Origin of the sequence: Pseudomonas sp. GL-B-19 (assembly GCF_019956415.1) — a bacterium.
Lineage (GTDB): Bacteria > Pseudomonadota > Gammaproteobacteria > Pseudomonadales > Pseudomonadaceae > Aquipseudomonas.
Genome location: NZ_JAHBDK010000053.1, coordinates 216,989 through 238,332, shown reverse-complemented (window position 1 = coordinate 238,332; position 21,344 = coordinate 216,989). Strand labels below are relative to the sequence as shown.

Genomic DNA, 21,344 nt, shown 5'->3' with positions numbered 1-21,344 from the left:
ATCTGAGTCGGCGCTTTAAGGCGCTACTGCCAGAATGCCGGGGCACTGGCGCAGGCCGCTTTGATCAGGTGCACCGCTTGGTCGATGTCTTGCTCGGTGGTGAACCGGCCGAGACTCAAACGAATAGTACGACTCGCCGAGCGGGCGTCATGCCCCAGGGCCAGCAGCACATGGGATGGAACATTGCTGGCGGAGTTACAGGCCGACGTCGCAGAAAAGGCGATCGAATGGCTCAACGCCGCAGAATTGAACTCACCTTCGCTGAAGGTCAGGCTCAAGGTATGAGGAATGCGTTGGGTCGGGCTGCCATTGAGGCGAACGCCGGGAAGGCTGAGCAATGGCTCCAGCAAACGTTCACGCAAGCGCACGATCGTGGCTTTCTCTTCATCGAACGAAGCAGCGGCCAATGCGAAGGCCACGCCCATGGCTGCAATCTGATGAGTCGCCAGGGTGCCGGAACGCAATCCACCCTCGTGACCACCGCCGTGAATCTGTGCCTGCAAGCGTTGCTGCGCACGCGGACCGACGTACAGCGCACCAATGCCTTTGGGGCCGTAGATCTTGTGCGCGGAGAACGACATCAGGTCCACCGGCAAACGAGCCAGATCGATGGCCACTTTGCCGGCACCTTGAGCGGCGTCGACATGGAACAACGCGTCGCGTGCCCGCACGACTTCGCCGATGACGGCGATATCGTTGACCGTGCCCAGTTCGTTGTTGACCAGCATCAGCGACACCAGAAAGGTGTCGTCGCGCATCGCTTCGCTGACCGCTTGCGCCGTGATCAAACCATCGGCGTCAGGCACCAGATACGTCACCGCAACACCGGCGTCCTGCAATTGTTTCGCCGTGTCGAGAATCGCCTTGTGTTCGATCTGGCTGGTAATGATGTGCCCACCGCCGACACCGCGCGCCTGGGCCACGCCTTTGAGCGCGAGGTTGTTGGATTCAGTGGCGCCGGAGGTCCAGACGATCTGCGCAGCCTGTGCGCCGACCAGTTCGGCGACCTGCTGCCGGGCGTGCTCGACCGACTGTCGGGCCTGCTGGCCAAAGGCATGGGAGCTGGACGCCGGATTGCCGAAATTGCCGGTAAAACCCAGACACTCGACCATGACCTTGATGACCCGCTCATCCACCGGAGTGGTGGCGGCGTAATCGAAATACAACGGACGTTTATTCATAAAAGACTCGCAGAGCGTGTTCCGGGATCAGGAAGCTCGTAACGGAAACGTCAAAGCGCAGCCTTGTGAGCTGCGCCGATATCTCAGTACGTTAGAAATACCTGATCGGAGGCCGTTAAAGAAGAACAACTTCATTTAAAAGTGCGTAGGAACGCTCCTGAAGTCGAGCTTAACAGGCATCGGGCAAGCGGTTGAAGCAATGCGTCAGCTAATGCTTTCAAGAAGTAACGGATACAGCGAAGCCACCAACAGCGCCGCCATGCCCCAATTGAACACACGCAACCAGCGACGATCCTTCAACACATTGCGTAACAGCGTGCCGCAGCCGGCCCAGACACTGACGCTAGGCAAGTTGATCAACGCGAACACCGCCGCAATCACGAGCACGTTAGTGAAGTAGCCCTGCATCGGCGTATAGGTGCTGATGGCACCGATGGCCATGATCCACGCCTTGGGATTGACCCATTGAAACGCCGCTGCGCCCAGGTAGCTGATGGGCTTGCTATCGCCCTTCTCGCTTTCGGAGACCGGACCTGAATGGGCAATTTTCCACGCCAGGTACAGCAAATACGCCGCGCCGACATAGCGCAGCACGGTGTAGAGCAAGGGATAGGTTTTAAACACAGCACCGAGGCCGAACCCGACAGCGACCACCAAGACAAAGAAACCACAGGTGATGCCCAACATGTGCGGGATGGTGCGGTTAAAGCCAAAGTTCACACCCGATGCCAGCAACATGGTGTTGTTGGGGCCGGGAGTGATTGAGGTAACGAGCGCAAACAGGGCGAAGCCCATCAGCAGATCGAGTGAGAGCGTCATGTGCGGCAGTCCATTAGGGTCAGTCGGGTGTTAAGACCCTATCGCACGCCTTGCGGGAAACCCACGGACAGTTACGTAAAACTTCGAGCGGTACAGTTTTCGCTCAGCTTGGACGACCGTGAAGCTGTACAGCACGTTCAGCGTTCATCTCGCCTTGTTTATCGAAACCAAACGATTTTTGCGGTTGACCGAGCAATGCCGCTTTCTTCGCGTGGTACTCCTCGAAGGACAGGCCACGACGGTTCAACTCCTCAAGCGCCAATTCCCTGGATTCTTCGGCGGTGTAGGGCCGTAGTTCCGGTGAAACATGGCTGGCACATCCGGCAAGAACGGCCATCGCTAGCAGCAAGGAAGTGGCGATTAGAGGTTTCATTTTTGGCGTCCTGCAACTGGGTTCGGGGGAATGAACACAGGCTACTCGCGCTACTTCACGGGCAGAAATCAACGCTCTCAATAGTGGCTATCGACTTTGGTAAACACTCTCCCGTTGCATCCACATATATTCCCAAACGATCTATAAATATTTATTTAATGTCTTTTGCGGAATATAAAACAGCCTTTATAACAACCCCATCGCTTCACGAACTGTTGCCTGAACAACTGTTTGCCGGGCAACAGTCATCCAGCAAACAGCTCTGAAAACAGCACAGCGCCCACCGACAAACATGCTCAAAGCCCCATAAACACGGGCCCGAAGGATTGGTACAGCACTTGCTCTAGCCAAGGACTACTCACTGCCCCCTGAGCAACTGTTGAAAAAGGAACTGATCATGTCCCATGCACTGAAAGTCGTTGCCCTCTCCGGCGGAACCTGGCGTCCGTCTCGCACCTTGGTGCTGACTCAGGCGCTTCTGAGCGAACTGTCGGCACAATTGCCAATCGAGAGCAGGCTGATCGAACTCGGCGACATCGCCCGCCCCTTGGGTGCGGCACTCTCGCGACAGGAGTTGAGCGCCGAGATTGAAGCCGAGCTGCAAGCGATCGAGAACGCCGACCTGCTGATCGTCGCCGCGCCGGTTTATCGCGGTTCCTATCCGGGATTGCTCAAGCACCTGTTCGACCTGATTGACCTCAATGCCCTGATCGACACGCCGGTGTTGCTTGCCGCCACCGGTGGCAGCGAACGTCACGCGCTGGTCCTCGATCATCAGTTGCGCCCGCTGCTCAGTTTCTTCCAGGCCCTGACGTTGCCGATTGGTGTCTACGCCACCGAAGCCGATTTCTCCAACTACCAAATAACCAGTGAGCCCTTGAAGGCCCGCATCCGTCTTGCTGCAGAACGCGCCGCGCAGTTGTTCGGCGTGCACCCCAAAAATCTGCTGAAAATCGCTTAAGGAATTCTTCATGGATGTTTTCTGGTTCCTGCCGACCCACGGTGACGGCCATTACCTGGGCACTACTCAGGGCGCACGCCCGGTAACGCTCAACTACCTGAAACAAGTGGCCCAGGCCGCGGACAGCCTTGGCTTTCACGGCGTGCTGATTCCCACCGGGCGTTCTTGCGAGGACTCGTGGGTGATTGCTTCGGCATTGGTGCCACTGACCGAACGCCTGCGCTATCTGGTGGCCATCCGTCCGGGGATCATCTCGCCGACGGTCTCGGCGCGCATGGCGGCCACGCTGGATCGTTTGTCCAATGGCCGTTTGCTTATCAACGTGGTGACCGGCGGTGACCCGGACGAAAACCGAGGCGACGGTATTTTTCTCGATCACAGCGAGCGCTACGAAGTCACCGACGAGTTTCTGCAGATCTGGCGCCGGGTGTTGCAAGGCGAAGCGGTGGATTTCGAAGGCAAACACCTTCAAGTGCAGAACGCCAAGGCGCTATATCCGCCTGTGCAAAAACCCTATCCGCCGCTGTATTTCGGCGGCTCGTCCGAAGCAGCCCATGAACTGGCTGCCGAACAGGTCGATGTCTACCTGACCTGGGGCGAACCACCGGCCGCCGTGGCGCAAAAGCTTGCCGATGTACGTGAGCGCGCGGCGCGAAACGGTCGCACGGTGAAGTTCGGTATTCGTTTGCACGTGATCGTGCGTGAGACCGCCGACGAGGCCTGGAAAGCTGCCGACAAACTCATCGAGCACATCAGCGACGAAACCATCGCGGCGGCGCAGAAGTCGTTTTCGCGCTTCGACTCCGAAGGTCAGCGACGCATGGCGGCGCTGCATGACGGACGTCGGGATAACCTGGAAATTGCCCCCAATCTCTGGGCCGGTGTCGGTCTGGTGCGTGGCGGGGCCGGGACCGCGCTGGTGGGCGATCCACAGCAAGTGGCTGCGCGGATCAAGGAGTACGCGGACCTGGGGATCGAGAGTTTCATCTTTTCCGGTTATCCGCACCTTGAAGAGGCTTATCGCTTTGCCGAGTTGGTGTTTCCGCTGTTGCCGGAGCCCTACGCGAGTCTGGCCGGGCGCGGCGTTACCAACCTCACCGGGCCGTTTGGCGAAATGATTGCCAATGATGTGCTGCCCGCCAAAGCCACGGCCTGACGAACAACCCTTGTGGGAGCGAGCCTCCTCGCGAAGGCGTCCAGACAGTCGACATTGATGTTGAATGTTCCGCCCCCTTCGCGAGCAGGCTCGCTCCCACAGGGGATTTGTGTCGATTTTATGAGGAGCCCCCGCGTGACCGCCAAGCCACACAGCACTCTGTTATCCCCTTTGCAAACCGCCCGCCAACTGGCCGCCGGGTTTGCCCTGACCGCCGTCGAGCGCGACGAGCGCGGCGGTACGCCCAAGGTTGAACGTGACGCCTTGCGCCACAGCGGGCTGCTGGGCTTAAGCATTCCCGTTCAGTACGGCGGCCTCGGCGCCAGCTGGACTGAAACCCTGACCATCGTGCGTGAGTTCGCCAAGGTCGACAGCTCGATTGCGCATGTCTTCGGCTTTCATCACTTGATGCTCGCCACCGTGCGTCTGTTCGCCAAACCTGAACAATGGCAGCCCTGGTTCGAACAGACTGCGCGCAAGAACTGGTTCTGGGGCAACGCCCTCAACCCGCTGGACACCCGCACGGTAGTGAAAAACCTCGGTGGCTGGCGTGAGTTTTCCGGCAAGAAAAGCTTCTGCTCCGGCGCCAGCGATTCGCAGATGCTGATCGCCTCCGCCGTCGATGAAAGCGCCGGCGGCAAGCTGTTGATCGCCGCGATTCCCAGCGGTCGCAGTGGCATCACCTTGCACAACGACTGGAACAACATGGGCCAGCGCCAGACCGACAGCGGCAGCGCCACGTTCGAACGGGTGCGGGTCGAAGAGTCGGAATTGCTGCTCGATCCAGGCCCGTTGAGCACACCATTTGCTTGCCTGCGGCCGTTGATTGCGCAATTGACGTTCACCCACATGTTCCTCGGCATCGCCGAAGGCGCCTTCGAAGAAGCGCGGCAGTACACGCTCACCGAAACCCGGCCATGGCACAAATCCACTGTTCAGGATGTGCGTCAGGACCCTTATTTACTCGGCCATTACGGCGAATTCTGGGTCGCTCTCGAAGGCGTTCGATTGCTGGTGGAACGCGCCGCCGAACTGCTCGACAAGGCTTGGGCGAAAGGCCCGAATCTCAGCGCCGAAGAACGTGGGCATCTGGCCACGGCCATCGCGACCGCGAAGGTCGCCGCCACGCGCAACGGCCTGGATCTGTGTAGCCGGCTGTTCGAAGTGACCGGCGCGCGCTCGACTCACGCCTCCCTGCGACTGGACCGCCACTGGCGGAACTTGCGCACGCAAACCCTGCACGACCCGGTGGATTACAAACTCCATGAACTGGGTGACTGGGCGCTGAACCAGGCCCTGCCGATTCCGACTTTCTATTCATAGCCTTCTCTTCATGGAGCGATTCCCATGCAACTGCTGACCTTACCGCCCTCGCCCGCGCTGGCCACTTCGATCCGCGCCACGGCGCAGGTATTCGAGGACCCGAAATCCCAGGCCTTGCTCGCCCATCTGCAACAAGTCGCGCCCAGTGAAGCCAGCGTGCTGATCATCGGCGAAACCGGCACCGGCAAGGAGTTGGTGGCGCGGCACATCCACAACCTCAGCGGCAGGCGCAATCGGCCGTTCGTAGCAGTGAACTGCGGCGCGTTCTCCGAATCGCTGGTCGAGGCTGAACTGTTCGGCCACGAAAAAGGCGCCTTCACCGGCGCGTTGAGCGCCAAGGCCGGCTGGTTTGAGGAAGCCGATGGCGGCACGCTGTTCCTCGATGAAATCGGTGATCTGCCGATGGCGATTCAGGTCAAGTTACTGCGCGTGTTGCAGGAGCGAGAAGTGGTCCGGCTCGGCTCGCGCAAGAGCATTCCCATCGACGTGCGCGTACTGGCCGCGACCAATGTGCAATTGGAAAAAGCCATCAACGCCGGGCATTTTCGCGAAGACCTTTATTACCGTCTCGACGTGGTCAGCCTGGAGCTGAGCCCCTTGCGCGAGCGTCCCGGCGACATCCTGCCACTGACCCGTCATTTCGTCGAAACCTACAGTCAGCGCCTGGGTTACGGCAGCATCACCATTAGCAAAGACGCCGAACTGAAACTGCGCAGCTACAGTTGGCCGGGCAACATCCGCGAACTGGAAAACGTCATTCACCACACGCTGCTGATCTGCCGTAACGGCGTGATCGAACGCGATGACCTGCGCCTGTCCAACATGCGCATCGAGCGCCAGGACGATTACCACGCCAACATCGACGATTCACCGGAAGCCCTGCTGGATCGAGCCTTTCAGAAACTCTTCGCAGAACAGGCCGGTGCGCTGCATGAAAAAGTCGAAGACGCATTGTTGCGCGCGGCCTATCGCTTCTGCCATTACAACCAGGTCCACACCGCCGCCCTGTTGGGCCTGAGCCGTAACGTGACCCGCACGCGGCTGATCAAAATCGGCGAGCTGGCCGTGAACAAGCGCCGGGTGATGGAAAATGTTCAGGGCGAGCGCGTGATGCATTTGTCGATTTAGCCCACGGCGGGGCGTAGCTGCTGGAATCAAATGCAGATCAGAAATAGCGGTACGACCTTCGCGAGCAGGCTCGCTCCCACAGGTACAGCGGTGACCTTGTGGGAGCGAGCCTGCTCGCGAAAGCGTACTGACAACCAATGAAGTTTTAGAACCCCGGCGCGATCTGCCCCTTATAGCGGGTCAAGATGAACTGCCGAACCTCATCCGAATTCAACGCCTTGGCCAGTTTCTGCAAACCGGGATCATTGATGTTGTCCGGTCGCGCCACCAGAAACTCGATGTACAGGCTCTTGCCCTTCTCGACGATCAATGCGCTGTTGGTGTCGATCCCCGCTTCCAGGGCGTAGTTGGCGAAGACAAACGCCAGGTCGACCTGACTCACCGAGCGCGCCAGTAACGCACCTTCCAGTTCACGAATTTTCAGGTGTTTGGGGTTGTCGATGATGTCCCGTTGAGTCGCCAGGGTGTTGCTCGGGTCCTTGAGTTTGATCAGTCCGGCTTCGTGCAACAGCACCAGCGCGCGGCCGGTGTTCACCGGGTCGTTGGGGATCGACACGGTGGCGCCGTCTTTCAGCTCGGCGATGTTTTTGATCTTGGTCGAGTAGGCTCCAAACGGTTCAATGTGCACGCCGACTACCGGTACCAGGTCGGTGTGGCGGGTTTTGTTGTAGTCCTTGAGGAACGGCCGGTACTGGTAATAGTTGGCGTCGAGGTTCTTCAACGCCAACTGCTGATTGGGCTGGATAAAGTCGGTGAAGACTTTGATGTCCAGGTCCACGCCTTCCTTGGCCAGGGTCGGTTTGACGAATTCGAGGATTTCCGCGTGCGGCACCGGGGTCGCGCCGACGATGAGTTTTTCGTTGGCGTGAACGCTCAACGACACTAAGGCAGCCAGAATGGCCAGGGTCTTTTTCATGTGGTGCTCCTAGGCAGATTGAGTGGCCGTCGTAAGGTGGACGTGAGGCCTGATGGTGTTCTTTTGAATAAAAAACGGGATCGAATTTTTATCGTCGGCTGTAACGCGCCACCAGCCGGTCGCCGGTCATTTGCAGGGCCTGAACCAGGATCAGCAACAGCACCACCGTGACCACCATGACGTCCGTCTGAAAACGCTGGTAGCCGTAGCGGATCGCCAGGTCGCCCAGTCCGCCGCCGCCGATCACACCGGCCATCGCCGTGTAATCGACCAGCACAATCGCGGTCACCGTGACCGCCGCCAACAACCCTCCCCGCGCCTCGGGCAACAAGGTGTGGCGGATGATCTGCCACGTATTCGCGCCCATGGCCTGGGTCGCTTCCACGACCCCGCGATCCACTTCGCGCAACGCGGTTTCCACCAGCCGCGCGAAGAACGGCGTACAGCCAACCACCAGCGGTGGAATGGTCCCCGGCACGCCAAGCGAGGTGCCGACCAGCAGCGTGGTCAGAGGAATCAGCACGATCAGCAAAATGATGAACGGCAGCGAGCGCAGCATGTTTACGATCACCGACAGCACGCGGTAAACGCCGACCGCCTCATGCAACTGGCGCTTGCCGGTGAGGAACAACACCACGCCCAGCGGCAGCCCCAGCAGCACGGTAAACCCCAGTGCAGCGCCGAGCATGCTCAGCGTGTCGAGACAGGCCTGGGCGATGTCGGCCCAATAGATATGTTTCAGCAACTCGGCCATGGATCACGACCAGTCGTGGCGTGGCGGTTTCACGCCGTTGAGCAGCCAGTTGCCGATAACGTGGTATTTCCAGCGCACCGGGTCGTGCAGCGTATGAACCCGGGCGTTGCGCCAGTGGCGGTCGAAGTTGTGCTTCCTCAGGGTTGAGCGGGTGCCGCCGAGTTCGAACAGTTTGTTACTGGCTTCGATCGCAATTTCAGTGGTCAGCACTTTGGCCTTGGCCACTGCGAGGGAGGCTTGGGCGACATTGTCTTCATCGGGTGCCGGACGCGCCGCATCCAGCGCTCGTCCTGCCCGTTCCAGCAAGGCTTCGGCGGCTTCCAGGCGAATCTCCAGGCCACCAATCTGGATGATGGTCAGCGGATCTTCACTGGCCTTTTCCACGCCGGCATCGATCCACGGCCGAGCGAATTGCTGGACGAAGGCGATGGTGTCGCGCAGCGCCGCACGGGCGATGCCGGCGTCGATGGCCGCAGTGGTCAATTGCGCGAAGGGGCCGGCCAGCGTTGGCGTTTCATAGGAACGGTAAGTCGGGAACAGATTGAACGCCGAGACGTGCAAGTCCTCGGCGAGCACGGTGCCACTGGACGTGGTGCGCTGGCCGATGCTGTCCCAGTCGTCGACGATCACCAGCCCTTGGGTCCCGCGCTCAACGAATGCCAATTGGCCCTTTTGTTCCTCATCCAGCGCCAACACCGCGAGCCAGTGGGCGTAGAGCGAACCGGTGCAGTAACCCTTGCGCCCGTTGATCACATGGCCGTCGCCATAGCGGCGAATCGTCGCCTGGATGTCCTGCACATTTTTGCCGCCGGTTTCTGACAAGGCATTGGCAAAGCGATGGCCTTGCAGTGCCAGTTCGAAGAAGTGTGCCTGTTGTTCGGGCGTGCCTTGCAGGCGGATGTCTTCGAGCAGGCAATGGTGGTTTTGCGGGATCTGCCCCAACGACGGATCGGCGGCCGAGATGATCGCGATGACCTGCGCCAGCACGGCGTAAGACACCTGCGCCCCCCCAAGTTCTCGAGGCACGCTAATGCCCCATAACCCACTGTTGGAATACAGATCGACGATCTCGGCGGGCACCTGGCGCGTGCGGTCGCGTTCGGCGTCCTGCTCCAGCAATACAGCAGCGACACGCTCGGCAACGCGCAAGGCTTCGGCTTCGTCGGCAATTCGATGGGCGGCCGGTGGGTTGATCGGATAAACGGCAGATTCAGGCATGTGAGGTTCCGGGCAGCAGTGTTTAGCAGAGCCATTGCAGCTTCTGTGCCGAGGTCCAGCGCTAATGTTTTCGGGCAGTTGAAGGGAGTTTTTCAGGTTCTGGCATGACGCAGCAGAGCAATTTGTTGCTGCGCTGTTGTTGGCTGAACAGCGTTGCAGCTCGTCGGGCGTTCGGTAGCCAACAAAACGCTGACCTATATTTATCCGGCCGGAAATCGGCACAGGACACCTATTCACCCACAACAACAAACAGGGAGATTCATCATGAGCGTCAAACCCATTCCAGAGGGTTATCACAGCATCACCCCGTATCTGGGCATTCAAAAAGCGGCTGAAGCGATCGAGTTCTACAAGAAGGCCTTTGGCGCCATCGAAGTCATGCGCCTGGCCATGCCGGACGGCGGTATCGGGCATGCCGAACTGAGGATCGGCGACTGCCCGATCATGCTCGGCACGCCGTGTGATCAGGGGCCGTTGAGCAATCCTGACAAGTCACCGTCGGTGGGCCTGCATCTGTATGTGACGGATGTGGACAAGTCTTATAAACAAGCGATTGCGGCGGGCGGCACGATAGTGTCCGAGGTCAAGGATCAGTTTTACGGTGATCGTTCCGGAACGTTGAAGGATCCGTATGGGCACTTGTGGTTTCTGGCCACGCGCAAGGAGGATTTGACTCAAGCGCAGATTGAGCAGCGGGCCATGGAGATGTTTCAGCAGGGTTGACATCTTTGTCGCCTGATCGGGCCTCATCGCGAGCAGGCTCACTCCTACAGGGGATCTATGCCACACCAAAGATCCATTGTGGGAGCGAGCCTGCTCGCGAAGGGGCCATCCCCAACACCGCAAATCCCCTCCTGTAACAACTACCCGCCAATAAGAAACATTTACTTTCATCTCCCCCTTCGGGATTTCCGATCCTCATCCGTCTTATAGAGATGCAGTCGGCGTGCGCACGCACAGCCATCGCCGGCCTTTTCATGGACCTCAACGCTGGGAAGCCCGCAGCAGAGGCCCTCTCATCGATACAAGACCTTCAATCATGTCGAAGAAATCCCGCTCAAAACTCTGGTTTCTGGTCCATAGCTGGCTGGCGTTACCGATCTGGTTTTTCGTGCTGATTGTCTGCGTTACCGGCACGCTGGCGGTGATCAGTCAGGAAATCGTCTGGCTGGCCAACCCGCAAATGCGCGCCAGCCAGCCATCGGACGATGCGCCGCTGCTCAGCTATGACCAGATCATCGCGGCGATCAAACAGGCCGAACCCGATACGCTGGTCGAGTCCATCAGCCGCCCCGACGAATCCCACTTCGCCCTCGACGTTAGCGTCAGCTACCCCGACGGTCGCTCGGTGACGGTGTACGTCAACCCGTACAGCGGCGTCATTCAGGGCACCGCCCCGGCCTTCGATTTCAAGGCCTTTACCCGCGCGCTGCACGGCTGGTGGCTGGTGCCGTTCACCAACGGTTACAGCTGGGGCTGGTATTTGGTGTCCTTCCTGAGCCTGCCGTTGCTGGCCTCGTTGGTCACCGGACTGGTGGTCTACAAAAAATTCTGGAAAGGCTTCTTCCGACCGACCCTGCGCATTCGTCACGGCGCACGGATTTTCTGGGGCGACTTTCATCGCCTCAGTGGCATCTGGTCGATCTGGTTCATTGCGGTGATTTCCATCACCAGCACCTGGTTCCTGATACAGGCGTTCATGTTCGATAACCAGGTCTCGATTTCCACCGCGCCGGTGGCACAGGTGGTTCCGCGTGAAAGTGTGCCGGTGACCACCGATGGCTCACCAGCACCGACGATCAGCCTCGAAACCGCGATTGCCCAGGCCAAGGAACGCATTCCCGGCCTGGAAGACAGCTTCGTCAGCCTGCCCGCCAATGCCTACAGCTACCTCTCGGTAGGCGGGCGCAGTTGGTATCCGCTGATGTACCAGACGGCCGACATCAACCCGTACACCGGCGATGTCGCTGCCACGCGCCTGCTGTCGGACCGCTCCGGCCTGGAGCTGGTGACCGAGTCCATGCGTCCATTGCACACCGGTGATTTCGGCGGGATCTGGATCAAGCTGATCTGGTTCTTCTTCGGATTGATCCTGAGCATGATGGTCCTCAGCGGCTTGCTGATCTGGACCAAACGCACCGCCCTCGCCACGGCCAATGCCCTCAAACGCAGCCATAAACAGCCACGGGTGCAAGCCACCACGGAGGTCAGCCAATGAGCCCGCGCGCCAAACAAACACCGGGCTCGACACTGCGCCGCTTCTGGCTCAAATGGCGCTTCCACCTCAACGTGCTGCTGTTGTTGGTGCCGCTGGGGTTCATGCCCAAGTACTTCGCTGATGCGGCGCTGTTTCGCGGCGACACCGGGCTGGGTGAGCGAGAAATCGGAGAGGTTCAGGTCGGTCCGTGGAGCCTGCGTCTGGCCGAGCTGCGCAATGAGGCACCCACGCTCGACGGGCCGGCCGGCCACATGAAGAGCTTCACCGCCGCGCTGTGCGAGCGCTGTCGTGAACAGGTCAAGGCAACTTACCTGCACATCGGTAAACCGCGCAGCCTGCGTGCCGCCGGGGTGATTTTCTTCGGCACGCCGCACCGCATGGGCGCCATGGTGCCGATCCCGGAAAAGACCAAGGCTGACGCTGAACTGTGGATCACCATGGAAGGCTGGGATGGCGCGATGCACCAAGCCTCCCTGCCCCTGAGTCAGGCATCGCCTGCCACCCTCGCGTGGCTGAACCAACAAGGAGGCAAACCATGATCAACGTTTTTCGCCCGCTCCACTCCTTATTGCTGCTGCTCTGCGCCGGCTTCAGCGCCAGCACGCTGGCGCACAACCCGATGTGCGAGTGCAAAGCCATCGATGCCGAACAGATCAAATGCACCGGCGGATTCTCCGACGGCAGCGGTGCGCCGGGCGTGACCCTGGACGTGATCGGTTACGACGAAACCATTCTGGTGCCGGGCAAGCTCGGCGCCGATTCCACACTGATTTTCAAGAAACCCGGCGCTGAGTTTTACGTGCTGTTCGACGCAGGCCCCGGCCACGTTGTCGAGATCGACCAAGCGGACATCGAAACTCCATGAGTACGCCAACCACTCAAATCGTCCGCCCGGCCGGTGCCGGCCATGAAACCCTTTATGTGCTGCTGTTGTGCCTGATGATTCTCGCGGTGGCCGGCTCAGTGGTCGCCTGGCGCCACGAGTCTCAAGCAGTGAGCAACGTGGGCAGCCATCAACTGGATGCCCGCCGCGACTTGAGCGCCTCCGAGCAAGGTATCTACGCCGACCTGCGGGTGACGCTGGACGAGATTCACCTGCTGCGCCAGGAACAGCAAACCCTGCCAACTCCTGCAACCCTCGCCGATGAAGGTTTTGCACCGTTCGCCCAGGACGCCAGCTCCATCAGACGTGGCGCCCATAAATGGCAATTGCTCGACGCCAAGGCGTACTTCGGCCAGAGCCAGACGCCCGCTGTAACCGGTTCTTTTTTGATGCGCCTTACCGCTGGCGACGAGGCACCGGACATCTGGCTCAACCGCGCCGCCGACCTCAAAGCCCCGACTGATCTGGCGGACGCTGCACTCGAAAGCGCCGGCTGGCAGCAGATCGTCGCGCAATTCGATGCCGGCGTGACCCGCCAGCACCCGCACTGAACCCTCGCCTTCACCCGAGAGAAGAACGCTTTCCCATGCCTATTTCATCTTTCTTGCGCCCGCTGTTGGTCGGTTTGTTGGCCTGCCTGCTGACCCCACTGGCCAATGCCGACGACGCCAAGCGCCTGCGCATCGGCATCACCCTCCATCCTTATTACAGCTACGTGGCCAACATCGTCGGCGACAAGGCCGACGTCGTGCCACTGATTCCGGTCGGTTTCAACCCACACGCCTATGAGCCCCGAGCCGAAGACATCAAGCGTATCAGTGGGCTGGATGTGATTGTGCTCAACGGCGTCGGCCACGACGACTTCGCCGACCGTATGATCGCCGCCAGCGAAACGCCGAACATCCCGGTGATCGAAGCCAACAAAAACGTGCCGCTGCTCGCCGCCACCGGGGTTGCCGCACGCGGTGCCGGCAAGGTGGTGAACCCGCATACGTTCCTGTCGATCAGCGCCTCGATTGCCCAGGTCAACAACATCGCCCGGGAACTGGGCAAGCTCGATCCGGCCAACGCCAAGACCTATACGCAGAACGCCCGCGCCTACGGCAAGCGTCTGCGTCAGATGCGCGCCGACGCCCTGGCGAAGCTGACTCAGGCGCCAAACGCCGAACTGCGAGTGGCCACGGTTCATGCGGCTTACGATTATCTGCTGCGCGAATTCGGCCTCGAAGTCACGGCCGTGGTCGAACCGGCCCACGGCATCGAACCGAGCCCGAGCCAGCTGAAAAAAACCATCGACCAACTGCGCGAGCTGGACGTGAGAGTGATTTTCTCAGAGATGGATTTCCCCTCCACCTATGTCGACACCATCCAGCGTGAATCCGGGGTGAAGTTGTATCCGCTGTCGCACATTTCCTACGGCGAATACACCGCCGACAAGTACGAAAAAGAAATGACCGGCAACCTCAACACCGTGGTCCGGGCGATACAGGAGTCGGGCCAATGACCGCCAAAGAAACACTCAGCGAATCCCCTGTGGGAGCGAGCCTGCTCGCGAAGGCGTCCAGTCAGTCAACATCATCGTTAAATGACACACCGCATTCGCGAGCAGGCTCGCTCCCACAAGTATCGGGGCCGACGCTGGATTTCGCCGACGTCAGCCTGACCCTCGGCCGCACAACGATCCTCGACAACGTCACTTTTCAGGTCCAGCCCGGCAGCGTGCATGCGCTGGTCGGCCCCAACGGTGGCGGCAAAAGTTCGCTGATCAAAACCTTGCTGGGACAAATGCCGCATCAGGGTCGCCTGAGCCTGCAATGGCCGGGCGATCCCGGAACCATCGGCTACGTGCCGCAAGCCCTGGAGTTTGATCGCGGCCTGCCAATGACCGTCGACGATTTCATGGCCGCCATGTGTCAGCGACGACCGGCATTTCTCGGTTTGAGCAAGCACTACGCCGCCGCGATAGGCGAAGCGCTGGAACGGGTCGGCATGCAGGACAAACGCAAACGGCGAATGGGGGCGCTGTCCGGCGGCGAGCGTCAACGGGTGTTGCTGGCTCAAGGGCTGATCCCGGCACCGCAACTGCTGGTACTCGACGAACCGATGTCGGCACTGGATGAAGCCGGTATTCAGGTGTTCGAACGGCTGCTCGGCGACTGGCGCCGCAGCGGCATCACGGTGCTGTGGATCGAGCACGATCTGGAAGCCGTGGGGCGTCTGGCGGATCGGGTCACCGGGCTCAATCGCCGGGTGTTGTTCGATGCCACGCCGAAACAGGCGTTGACGCCAGAACGCTTGCTGACCCTGTTCTCCACCCATCCACGGAGCGCTGCGTGATGAGTTACGAAGCCTTTCGTTTGATGGTTCAGGGGTGGGCGTCTTCGGGCTACTTGCCCGAGGCACTGGCCTATGGATTTGTGGTCAACGCGTTGCTCGCCGGCTTGTTGATCGGCCCGGTACTGGGCGGGTTGGGCACGTTGGTGGTGGTCAAGCGCTTCGCGTTTTTCTCCGAAGCGGTGGGTCACGCGGCACTGACCGGCGTGGCCATCGGCATTCTGCTCGGCGAACCCTACACCGGGCCTTACGGCAGCCTGTTCGGTTACTGCCTGTTGTTCGGCATCCTGCTCAATTACCTGCGCAACCGCACCGGCCTGGCGCCGGATACGTTGATCGGCGTGTTCCTGTCGGTGTCCTTGGCATTGGGCGCGAGCCTGCTGCTGATTCTGGCGGGCAAGATCAACGTGCATATTCTGGAAAACGTGTTGTTCGGTTCGGTGTTGACCGTCAACGGCAATGACTTGGCGGTATTGGCCATTGTCGGTTCGCTGGTCATGGCGCTGGCCTTGCCGCTGTACAACCGCATTGTGCTGGCCAGTTTCAACCCGCAACTGGCGGCGGTGCGTGGGGTGGCGGTGAAGACCCTGGATTATCTGTTTGTGATTCTGGTGACGCTGATCACCGTGGCGGCGGTGAAAGTCATCGGTGCGATTCTGGTCGGCGCGCTTTTGGTGATACCAGCGGCAGCCGCGCGGTTGCTCAGTCAGTCACTGAAAGGCTTTTTCTGGTGCTCGGTGCTGATCGCCACGGTCAGCACGCTTTGCGGGATTCTGGCGCCGATTGTCTTTGATCTGCCGATTCCGTCCGGTGCCGCGATCATTCTGGTGGCCGGTATCGCCTTCGCCCTGTCCGCCATCGCGCGCGGTGTCGTCCCCAGCCTGAAAGGGAATCTCGGATAAATGTCTTTTTCTCTGCGTCAACTGACCCTGGCCGTTGCCCTGTGTGGGCTGGTCAACACTTCCTTTGCGGCAGACAACGCCAAACCGCTGCGAGTGCTGGCGTCCTTGCCGATCACTTACGGGCTGGGCGAAGTCTTGCTCAAAGGCACCGACGTCAACCTCGAACGTGCCGCACCGGCGAACCTGCCCGGCAGCCGTCAAACCGCCTACTTCACCGGCCGTGGTGCCCCGGCGCTGGCCAAACTGGCGACCGACGCCGATGCCGTGATCGGCCTGCGTTCGCTGTGGCCGGATGATCCGCTGTACCCGATCTCCCGTCGCAGTAACATTCGCATTATAGAGGTCGACGCCGCCCGCCCGGTGGACGGAGCCCTGCCTGGCATCGCCGTGCAGCCGGATAACAAGGTCGACGGGTTGAACAGTCAGCCGTGGTTCTCCAGCAACAACATGGGGCGGATGGCCGATGTGATGGCCGCTGATCTGGTGCGCTTGGCGCCGGAGGCCAAACCCAAAATCGAGGCCAACCTCGCTGCATTGAAGCAACGACTACTCAAGTTCAGCGCTGACAGCGAAGCGCGACTGGCCAGTGCTGACAACCTCAGTGTGATGAGCCTCAGCGATCACTTTGGCTATTTGATTGGCGGGCTCAATCTGGAGCTGATCGGGATCGACGCGCGCCCGGATGCCGAATGGACGCCCGACGCGCTCAAGCAATTGGGCGCGATGTTGAAGGAGAACGATGTAGCGGTGGTGTTGCATCATCGGCAGCCTTCGGACGCCGTGAAAGCGGTGATTGCCGAGGCAGGTAGCCGGTTGGTGGTGTTGAGTGTGGATGCGGCGGATCCGGTGGAGGAGCTGGAAGGGAATGTGGATTTGGTGATCAAGGGGTTGAGCGGAGCGTAAATCCATTGGACCGCGTTATCGTTCTTCGCTGGCAAGCCAGCTCCTACAGGGGATTTGTGCCACATCCTGAATCCGATGTGGGAGCTGGCTTGCCAGCGAAGGCGACCTGATAGGCAACACAAAGTCTGGACACGAAAAAGCCCGCTGGCCTTCTCGGTCCAGCGGGCTTCTTTTTGCGCGGTCAATCAGTGAGCCAATGCCGCCTGCTCTTCCATCTTGCGACGCAAACTCAGTGGACGCATGTCCGTCCAGGTCTCTTCGATGTATGCCAGGCATTCCTTTTTCAAACCGCTCTTGCCCACCGTGTGCCAGCCGGCCGGTACGGCTTTGTAATCAGGCCAGATCGAGTATTGCTCTTCGTGGTTGACCACGACCTGAAAGAGGATGTCCTCGCGGTCGAATACTGAAGTCATGTATTTCTCCATCGCTGTAGGGTGGGCTGCGCGGCGTGCGCAGCCGTTATGTAGAAAGAACGTTCAGGGGACTAAAAAATTTAGAGAATGGCGGTGGCGGCCGCCATGGCCCGGCCGAAAATCTCGGCCACTTGATCGATTTCCGTAGCAGTGATCACCAGCGGCGGCAGGAACCGCACCACGCCGCCGTGACGCCCGCCCAGCTCAAGAATCAACCCGCGCATGAGGCATTCGCGCTGCACCAGCGGCGCCAGACGCGCAAATATCGGTGGATGGCCCTGAGCGTCCGGCGCGCCGGTCGGGTCGACCAGTTCAACGCCAAGCATCAAGCCGCGCCCCCGGATGTCGCCCAATTGCGGGAAGTCCCGCTGCAGGATGCGCAGGTGTTCGCTCAAGCGTTCGCCCATGGCAGTTGCGTGTTCACACACCTTGTGTTCGACCAGATAACGCATCACCGCGGAACCTGCGGCCATGGCCATCTGATTGCCACGGAAGGTCCCGGCATGCGCGCCCGGCAGCCAAGTGTCGAGCCAGTCGCGGTAAACCACCACCGCCAGCGGCAAGCTGCCACCGATGGCTTTGGACATCACCACCACGTCCGGGATGATGCCGGCGTGCTCGAAGGCGAACATCTTGCCGGTGCGGGCAAACCCGCTCTGGATTTCATCGACGATCAGCGCCACGCCAGCCTTTTCGGTGATACGACGCACGCCACGCAGCCAGTCCAGATCAGCCGGGATCACCCCGCCTTCGCCCTGCACCACTTCAACAATCACAGCGGCAGGCAATTGCACGCCGGCCTCAGGGTCATTCAGCAGGTTTTCCAGATAACTGAGGTTGACCTTCACGCCTTGCGCACCACCAAGGCCGAACGGGCAGCGGTAATCGTAGGGGTACGGCATGAACTGCACGCCGCCGCTGAGCAAGGCGCCCAGCGGCTTTTTCGGCCCCAGGCTGCCCATCAGGCTCAATGCGCCCTGGCTCATGCCGTGATAACCGCCCTGGAACGACAACACGGTGCTGCGTCCGGTGGCGGTGCGCACCAGTTTCAGCGCGGCTTCCACCGCGTCGGTGCCGGTGGGGCCACAGAACTGGATCTTCGCCTCGGCAGCCAAGGCTGCCGGCAGCAAGCCAAACAGGTCCTGCACAAATTGGTCTTTGACCGGCGTGGTCAGGTCGAGGGTGTGCAGCGGCAGTTCATCGCTCAACACTTGCTGGATCGCTTCGATCACCACCGGGTGGTTATGCCCTAGCGCCAGCGTGCCGGCACCGGCCAGGCAATCGATGAAATGGCGACCTTCGACGTCTTCGACATAAATGCCCTTGGCGCGTTTCAGTGCCAGGGGAATGCGCCGCGGGTAGCTGCGGGCATTGGATTCCTGCTGGTTTTGACGGGCCAGCAGCGGCGATTCGTTGAATTGATAAAGCGACTCGGCAGGCGCCGGGACAATCCGGGCCGGCTGATCTTCGATAAGGCTGGTAGCGACTGACATCTCTCGACCCCTCAATAAGGTTTCCTGTTCTGGAAACGCATCAGGGGCTCAAGGATTTACACTTTCGACAACGCTTTGTGCATGGGAAAGGCATGAAGCCCCGCCACTGCATAGCTCCTACAGGTGCGGGTCAGAGGGTTTGCAATGGCATGGTCAGCTCAACCCGCAACCCGTCTGGCTGACTGTCAAAACGCAACGTGCAGCCGCAACGCTGGACAATCGCCTGAACAATCGCCAGTCCCAACCCGCAACCGGTGCTCTGGCCATTGCGCCAGAAGCGTTGGGTCAGGTTTTGCAAATCTTCTTCGGCAATCCCCGGCCCATGGTCGCGCACCAGAAAACGCGCACGATTGCCGGTGGTTTCCAGGCTCAATTCCACGGCCCCATCGCCCGGCGTGTGGCGCAGGGCGTTGTCGAGCAGGTTGCGTAATGCTGCAATCGACAACACGGCGGGCATTTGCACCGGCGCATTGGAGAATTTGCTCGGCATTTGCAGTTTGATTCGCTGTCGATCCCCGCTGGCGGCGTCCTGAATTGCCAGTTTCGCCACTTGCTCAGCGCTGCACTGTACGCCGTCATCGAACGACAGGCTGCCCTCGACCCGCGCCAGCAACAGCAGTTGTTCAAGGGTCCGGTGCATACGGTCGGCGCCCTCTTCGGCCCGGGCCAGGGACTGATCCCGTGCCGCGCCGTCGGTCATTCGCGCCACTTGCAGGTGGGTCTTGATCGCGGTCAGCGGGCTGCGCAGTTCGTGCGCCGCATCACCGGTCAGACGCCGCTCACGCTCGATGGTCTTGCCGATCCGCTGGAGCAGCTGGTTCTGGGTGTCCAGCAACGGTTGCAGCTCGCTGGGCAGCGGCTGGATCTGCAACGGTTCGAGGGAATCGGCGCTGCGCCGCATCAGCGCATCGCGCATTCGGTTGAGTGGTGCCAAGCCTTGGCCGATGCCCAGCCACAGCAGGCACAGGCAACCGAGCAACGCCACGCCGACCGGCACCGACGCCGCCAGCAGGATCGACATGTTCAGCGCCTCGCGCTCGATTTGCCGGTCGGCGGTGGTGATGCGTAGATCGCCCCGCGCCAGCGTAAAGCTGCGCCATGGCGCGCCGTCGATCATCTGATCGTGGAAGCCCATTTTCTCGGCTTCCAGTTTTTGCTCGGGGTCACTGTGACTGCGGGCGAGAATTTCCCCACGCAACGAACTGACCTGACAGGCCATGCCGCCGGGAATGTTCAATTGCTCCGCGCTGAAATGCGTGCCCTCGCCTTTGCTCGGCAGTGCCGGCAATTGCTCCAGCAATCCGGCGACCATCCGCGCTGACGCCACCAGCCGCTGGTCGAGGGAAAACATCATTTGATTACGCAGGTCGCTGAGCATCCAGGCCGCCGCCAGAGCCCAGATCAAGGCAAAAGCGGCGCCCAGGGTCAGGCTCAGGCGCAAACGCAGGCTCATCACTTTGAGTGTTCTCCGCCATCAGCAGGGCCCAGGCGATAGCCCAGGCCGCGCACGGTTTCGACGATGCCGTTACCGAGTTTACGCCGCAGGTGATGGATGTGAACGTTGAGGGCGTTGCTTTCCAGTTCGTCGTTGAAACCGTAGACGCTGTCCTTGAGTTGTTCGGTGGAGAGCACGCGACCGCGGTTATGCAGCAACGCCTGCAACAACGCCTGCTCACGCCGCGACAGGTCCACCGGTTGTCCACCGAGCAGGGTTTCGCGGCTGCTTGGGTCGTACGTCAGGGCACCATGTTCGATCAGGTTGACGCTGCGCCCGGCTACCCGGCGCAGCAACGTGTGCAGGCGTGCGGCAAGCTCACGCAGATCGAACGGTTTGAGCAGGTAATCATCCGCGCCGGCTTGCAAGCCATCGACGCGATCCGTCACGGAATCGCGCGCGGTGAGAATCAACACCGGAATCTCCAGACCGTTGTGACGCAGCTGCTGCAACAGCTTCAGGCCGTCCTCGTCAGGAAGGCCGAGGTCGAGCACCATGACGTCAAATTCAGCGACCTTAAGCATCGCTCGTGCCGACGACGCGGTCGCGACGTGCTCGACCGTCAGACCCTGGGCGGTGAGGCCGGCAACAATGCCGCTGGCGATCAGCTCATCGTCTTCACAAACCAGTACGTGCATGGGAGCTCCATGAGCAAAAACGCGATTCAAGCAGGTGAGGATTAAGGCGCAATTATGGCAAGCGTAACGACTGACGAACAGTATTGATTTCTCATATCGACTTCCTTGAAAGTATTTTTAATATCGCTTAGTTGCAAAGCGAAACAAACGACTTGAAAAAAACATACTAACAAATACTCGTTAAACGATAAGCTTCATCCCGCAACAAACCTTCAACAACCAAAACTTTAAACAAT

Annotated in this window: 23 protein-coding genes; 13 read left to right on the top strand and 10 right to left on the bottom strand. The window is 60.2% G+C overall.

All coding sequences use genetic code 11. The features are described from left to right. Positions 1-23: 23 nt before the first annotated feature. From KGB06_RS21515 to KGB06_RS21505, 3 genes are all read right to left on the bottom strand, one after another. A complete protein-coding gene (locus KGB06_RS21515) occupies positions 24-1,181 on the bottom strand; it encodes a cysteine desulfurase family protein (RefSeq protein ID WP_223519334.1) in 1,158 nt (385 codons plus the stop codon). A 204-nt stretch (positions 1,182-1,385) separates the two neighbouring features. Beyond that, positions 1,386-2,000 carry a LysE family translocator gene (locus KGB06_RS21510; protein WP_223519332.1) on the bottom strand — a complete coding sequence of 205 codons (615 nt, stop codon included), beginning with the start codon at positions 1,998-2,000 and terminating at the stop codon, positions 1,386-1,388. 103 nt (positions 2,001-2,103) lie between these two features. Continuing rightward, positions 2,104-2,373, bottom strand: coding sequence for a YgdI/YgdR family lipoprotein (locus KGB06_RS21505; RefSeq protein WP_223519330.1), 270 nt, complete (start codon positions 2,371-2,373; stop codon positions 2,104-2,106). A gap of 397 nt (positions 2,374-2,770) precedes the next feature. Here KGB06_RS21505 and msuE point away from each other — a divergent pair, with 397 nt between their 5' ends. The 4 genes from msuE to KGB06_RS21485 all read left to right on the top strand — a co-directional run bounded on the left by msuE (position 2,771) and on the right by KGB06_RS21485 (position 6,941). Beyond that, positions 2,771-3,334, top strand: a complete 564-nt coding sequence (gene msuE / locus KGB06_RS21500) for an FMN reductase (RefSeq protein ID WP_223519328.1) — start codon at positions 2,771-2,773, stop codon at positions 3,332-3,334. A gap of 10 nt (positions 3,335-3,344) precedes the next feature. Continuing rightward, positions 3,345-4,490: an FMNH2-dependent alkanesulfonate monooxygenase gene (gene ssuD / locus KGB06_RS21495; protein ID WP_223519326.1), complete on the top strand. Its 1,146-nt coding sequence runs from the start codon at positions 3,345-3,347 to the stop codon at positions 4,488-4,490. Between the two features lie 135 nt (positions 4,491-4,625). Beyond that, positions 4,626-5,813, top strand: a complete 1,188-nt coding sequence (locus tag KGB06_RS21490; protein ID WP_223519324.1) for an acyl-CoA dehydrogenase family protein — start codon at positions 4,626-4,628, stop codon at positions 5,811-5,813. A gap of 24 nt (positions 5,814-5,837) precedes the next feature. Next, positions 5,838-6,941, top strand: a complete 1,104-nt coding sequence (locus KGB06_RS21485; protein WP_223519322.1) for a sigma-54 interaction domain-containing protein — start codon at positions 5,838-5,840, stop codon at positions 6,939-6,941. A gap of 145 nt (positions 6,942-7,086) precedes the next feature. On the opposite strand, the gene KGB06_RS21480 is transcribed toward KGB06_RS21485, so the two are convergent. The 3 genes from KGB06_RS21480 to KGB06_RS21470 form a co-directional block, all read right to left on the bottom strand. Then, complete coding sequence (locus KGB06_RS21480; RefSeq protein ID WP_223519320.1) at positions 7,087-7,857, bottom strand: MetQ/NlpA family ABC transporter substrate-binding protein; 771 nt, start codon at positions 7,855-7,857, stop codon at positions 7,087-7,089. An 88-nt stretch (positions 7,858-7,945) separates the two neighbouring features. After that, on the bottom strand, positions 7,946-8,611 hold the full coding sequence (locus KGB06_RS21475) for a methionine ABC transporter permease (protein WP_123432572.1): 666 nt from the start codon (positions 8,609-8,611) through the stop codon (positions 7,946-7,948). Between the two features lie 3 nt (positions 8,612-8,614). Continuing rightward, positions 8,615-9,829, bottom strand: a complete 1,215-nt coding sequence (locus tag KGB06_RS21470; protein WP_223519318.1) for an SfnB family sulfur acquisition oxidoreductase — start codon at positions 9,827-9,829, stop codon at positions 8,615-8,617. Positions 9,830-10,093: 264 nt separating this feature from the next. On the opposite strand from KGB06_RS21470, the gene KGB06_RS21465 reads away from it, so the two are divergent. The 9 genes from KGB06_RS21465 to KGB06_RS21425 all read left to right on the top strand — a co-directional run bounded on the left by KGB06_RS21465 (position 10,094) and on the right by KGB06_RS21425 (position 17,069). Then, on the top strand, positions 10,094-10,552 hold the full coding sequence (locus tag KGB06_RS21465) for a VOC family protein (protein ID WP_223519316.1): 459 nt from the start codon (positions 10,094-10,096) through the stop codon (positions 10,550-10,552). A gap of 316 nt (positions 10,553-10,868) precedes the next feature. Further along, entirely contained in the window at positions 10,869-12,047 is a 1,179-nt protein-coding gene (locus KGB06_RS21460) for a PepSY-associated TM helix domain-containing protein (protein WP_223519315.1), read from the top strand. Continuing rightward, a complete protein-coding gene (locus KGB06_RS21455) occupies positions 12,044-12,586 on the top strand; it encodes a thiamine pyrophosphate-binding protein (protein WP_223519313.1) in 543 nt (180 codons plus the stop codon). Before KGB06_RS21460 ends, KGB06_RS21455 begins: the two co-directional genes overlap by 4 nt. Further along, entirely contained in the window at positions 12,583-12,912 is a 330-nt protein-coding gene (locus KGB06_RS21450; protein ID WP_223519311.1) for a hypothetical protein, read from the top strand. Before KGB06_RS21455 ends, KGB06_RS21450 begins: the two co-directional genes overlap by 4 nt. Then, positions 12,909-13,481 (top strand): DUF6162 family protein, encoded by a 573-nt coding sequence (locus tag KGB06_RS21445; protein ID WP_223519309.1) that lies wholly within the window; start codon positions 12,909-12,911, stop codon positions 13,479-13,481. The genes KGB06_RS21450 and KGB06_RS21445 overlap by 4 nt, the downstream gene beginning before the upstream one ends. Before the next feature lie 35 nt (positions 13,482-13,516). Continuing rightward, on the top strand, positions 13,517-14,434 hold the full coding sequence (locus KGB06_RS21440; RefSeq protein ID WP_223519307.1) for a metal ABC transporter substrate-binding protein: 918 nt from the start codon (positions 13,517-13,519) through the stop codon (positions 14,432-14,434). Continuing rightward, on the top strand, positions 14,431-15,267 hold the full coding sequence (locus KGB06_RS21435) for a metal ABC transporter ATP-binding protein (protein ID WP_223519306.1): 837 nt from the start codon (positions 14,431-14,433) through the stop codon (positions 15,265-15,267). Before KGB06_RS21440 ends, KGB06_RS21435 begins: the two co-directional genes overlap by 4 nt. After that, positions 15,267-16,166 carry a metal ABC transporter permease gene (locus KGB06_RS21430; RefSeq protein WP_223519304.1) on the top strand — a complete coding sequence of 300 codons (900 nt, stop codon included), beginning with the start codon at positions 15,267-15,269 and terminating at the stop codon, positions 16,164-16,166. The genes KGB06_RS21435 and KGB06_RS21430 overlap by 1 nt, the downstream gene beginning before the upstream one ends. Then, entirely contained in the window at positions 16,167-17,069 is a 903-nt protein-coding gene (locus tag KGB06_RS21425) for a metal ABC transporter substrate-binding protein (RefSeq protein ID WP_223519302.1), read from the top strand. Between the two features lie 185 nt (positions 17,070-17,254). Here the strand turns inward: KGB06_RS21425 and KGB06_RS21420 are convergent, their stop codons facing one another. The 4 genes from KGB06_RS21420 to KGB06_RS21405 all read right to left on the bottom strand — a co-directional run bounded on the left by KGB06_RS21420 (position 17,255) and on the right by KGB06_RS21405 (position 21,108). Continuing rightward, entirely contained in the window at positions 17,255-17,482 is a 228-nt protein-coding gene (locus tag KGB06_RS21420) for an MbtH family protein (protein WP_223519300.1), read from the bottom strand. Positions 17,483-17,562: 80 nt separating this feature from the next. Next, on the bottom strand, positions 17,563-18,975 hold the full coding sequence (locus tag KGB06_RS21415) for an aspartate aminotransferase family protein (RefSeq protein WP_223519298.1): 1,413 nt from the start codon (positions 18,973-18,975) through the stop codon (positions 17,563-17,565). 130 nt (positions 18,976-19,105) lie between these two features. Further along, entirely contained in the window at positions 19,106-20,431 is a 1,326-nt protein-coding gene (locus KGB06_RS21410; protein ID WP_223519296.1) for an ATP-binding protein, read from the bottom strand. Next, entirely contained in the window at positions 20,428-21,108 is a 681-nt protein-coding gene (locus KGB06_RS21405; RefSeq protein WP_223519294.1) for a response regulator, read from the bottom strand. Before KGB06_RS21405 ends, KGB06_RS21410 begins: the two co-directional genes overlap by 4 nt. Between the last annotated feature and the right edge of the window lie 236 nt (positions 21,109-21,344).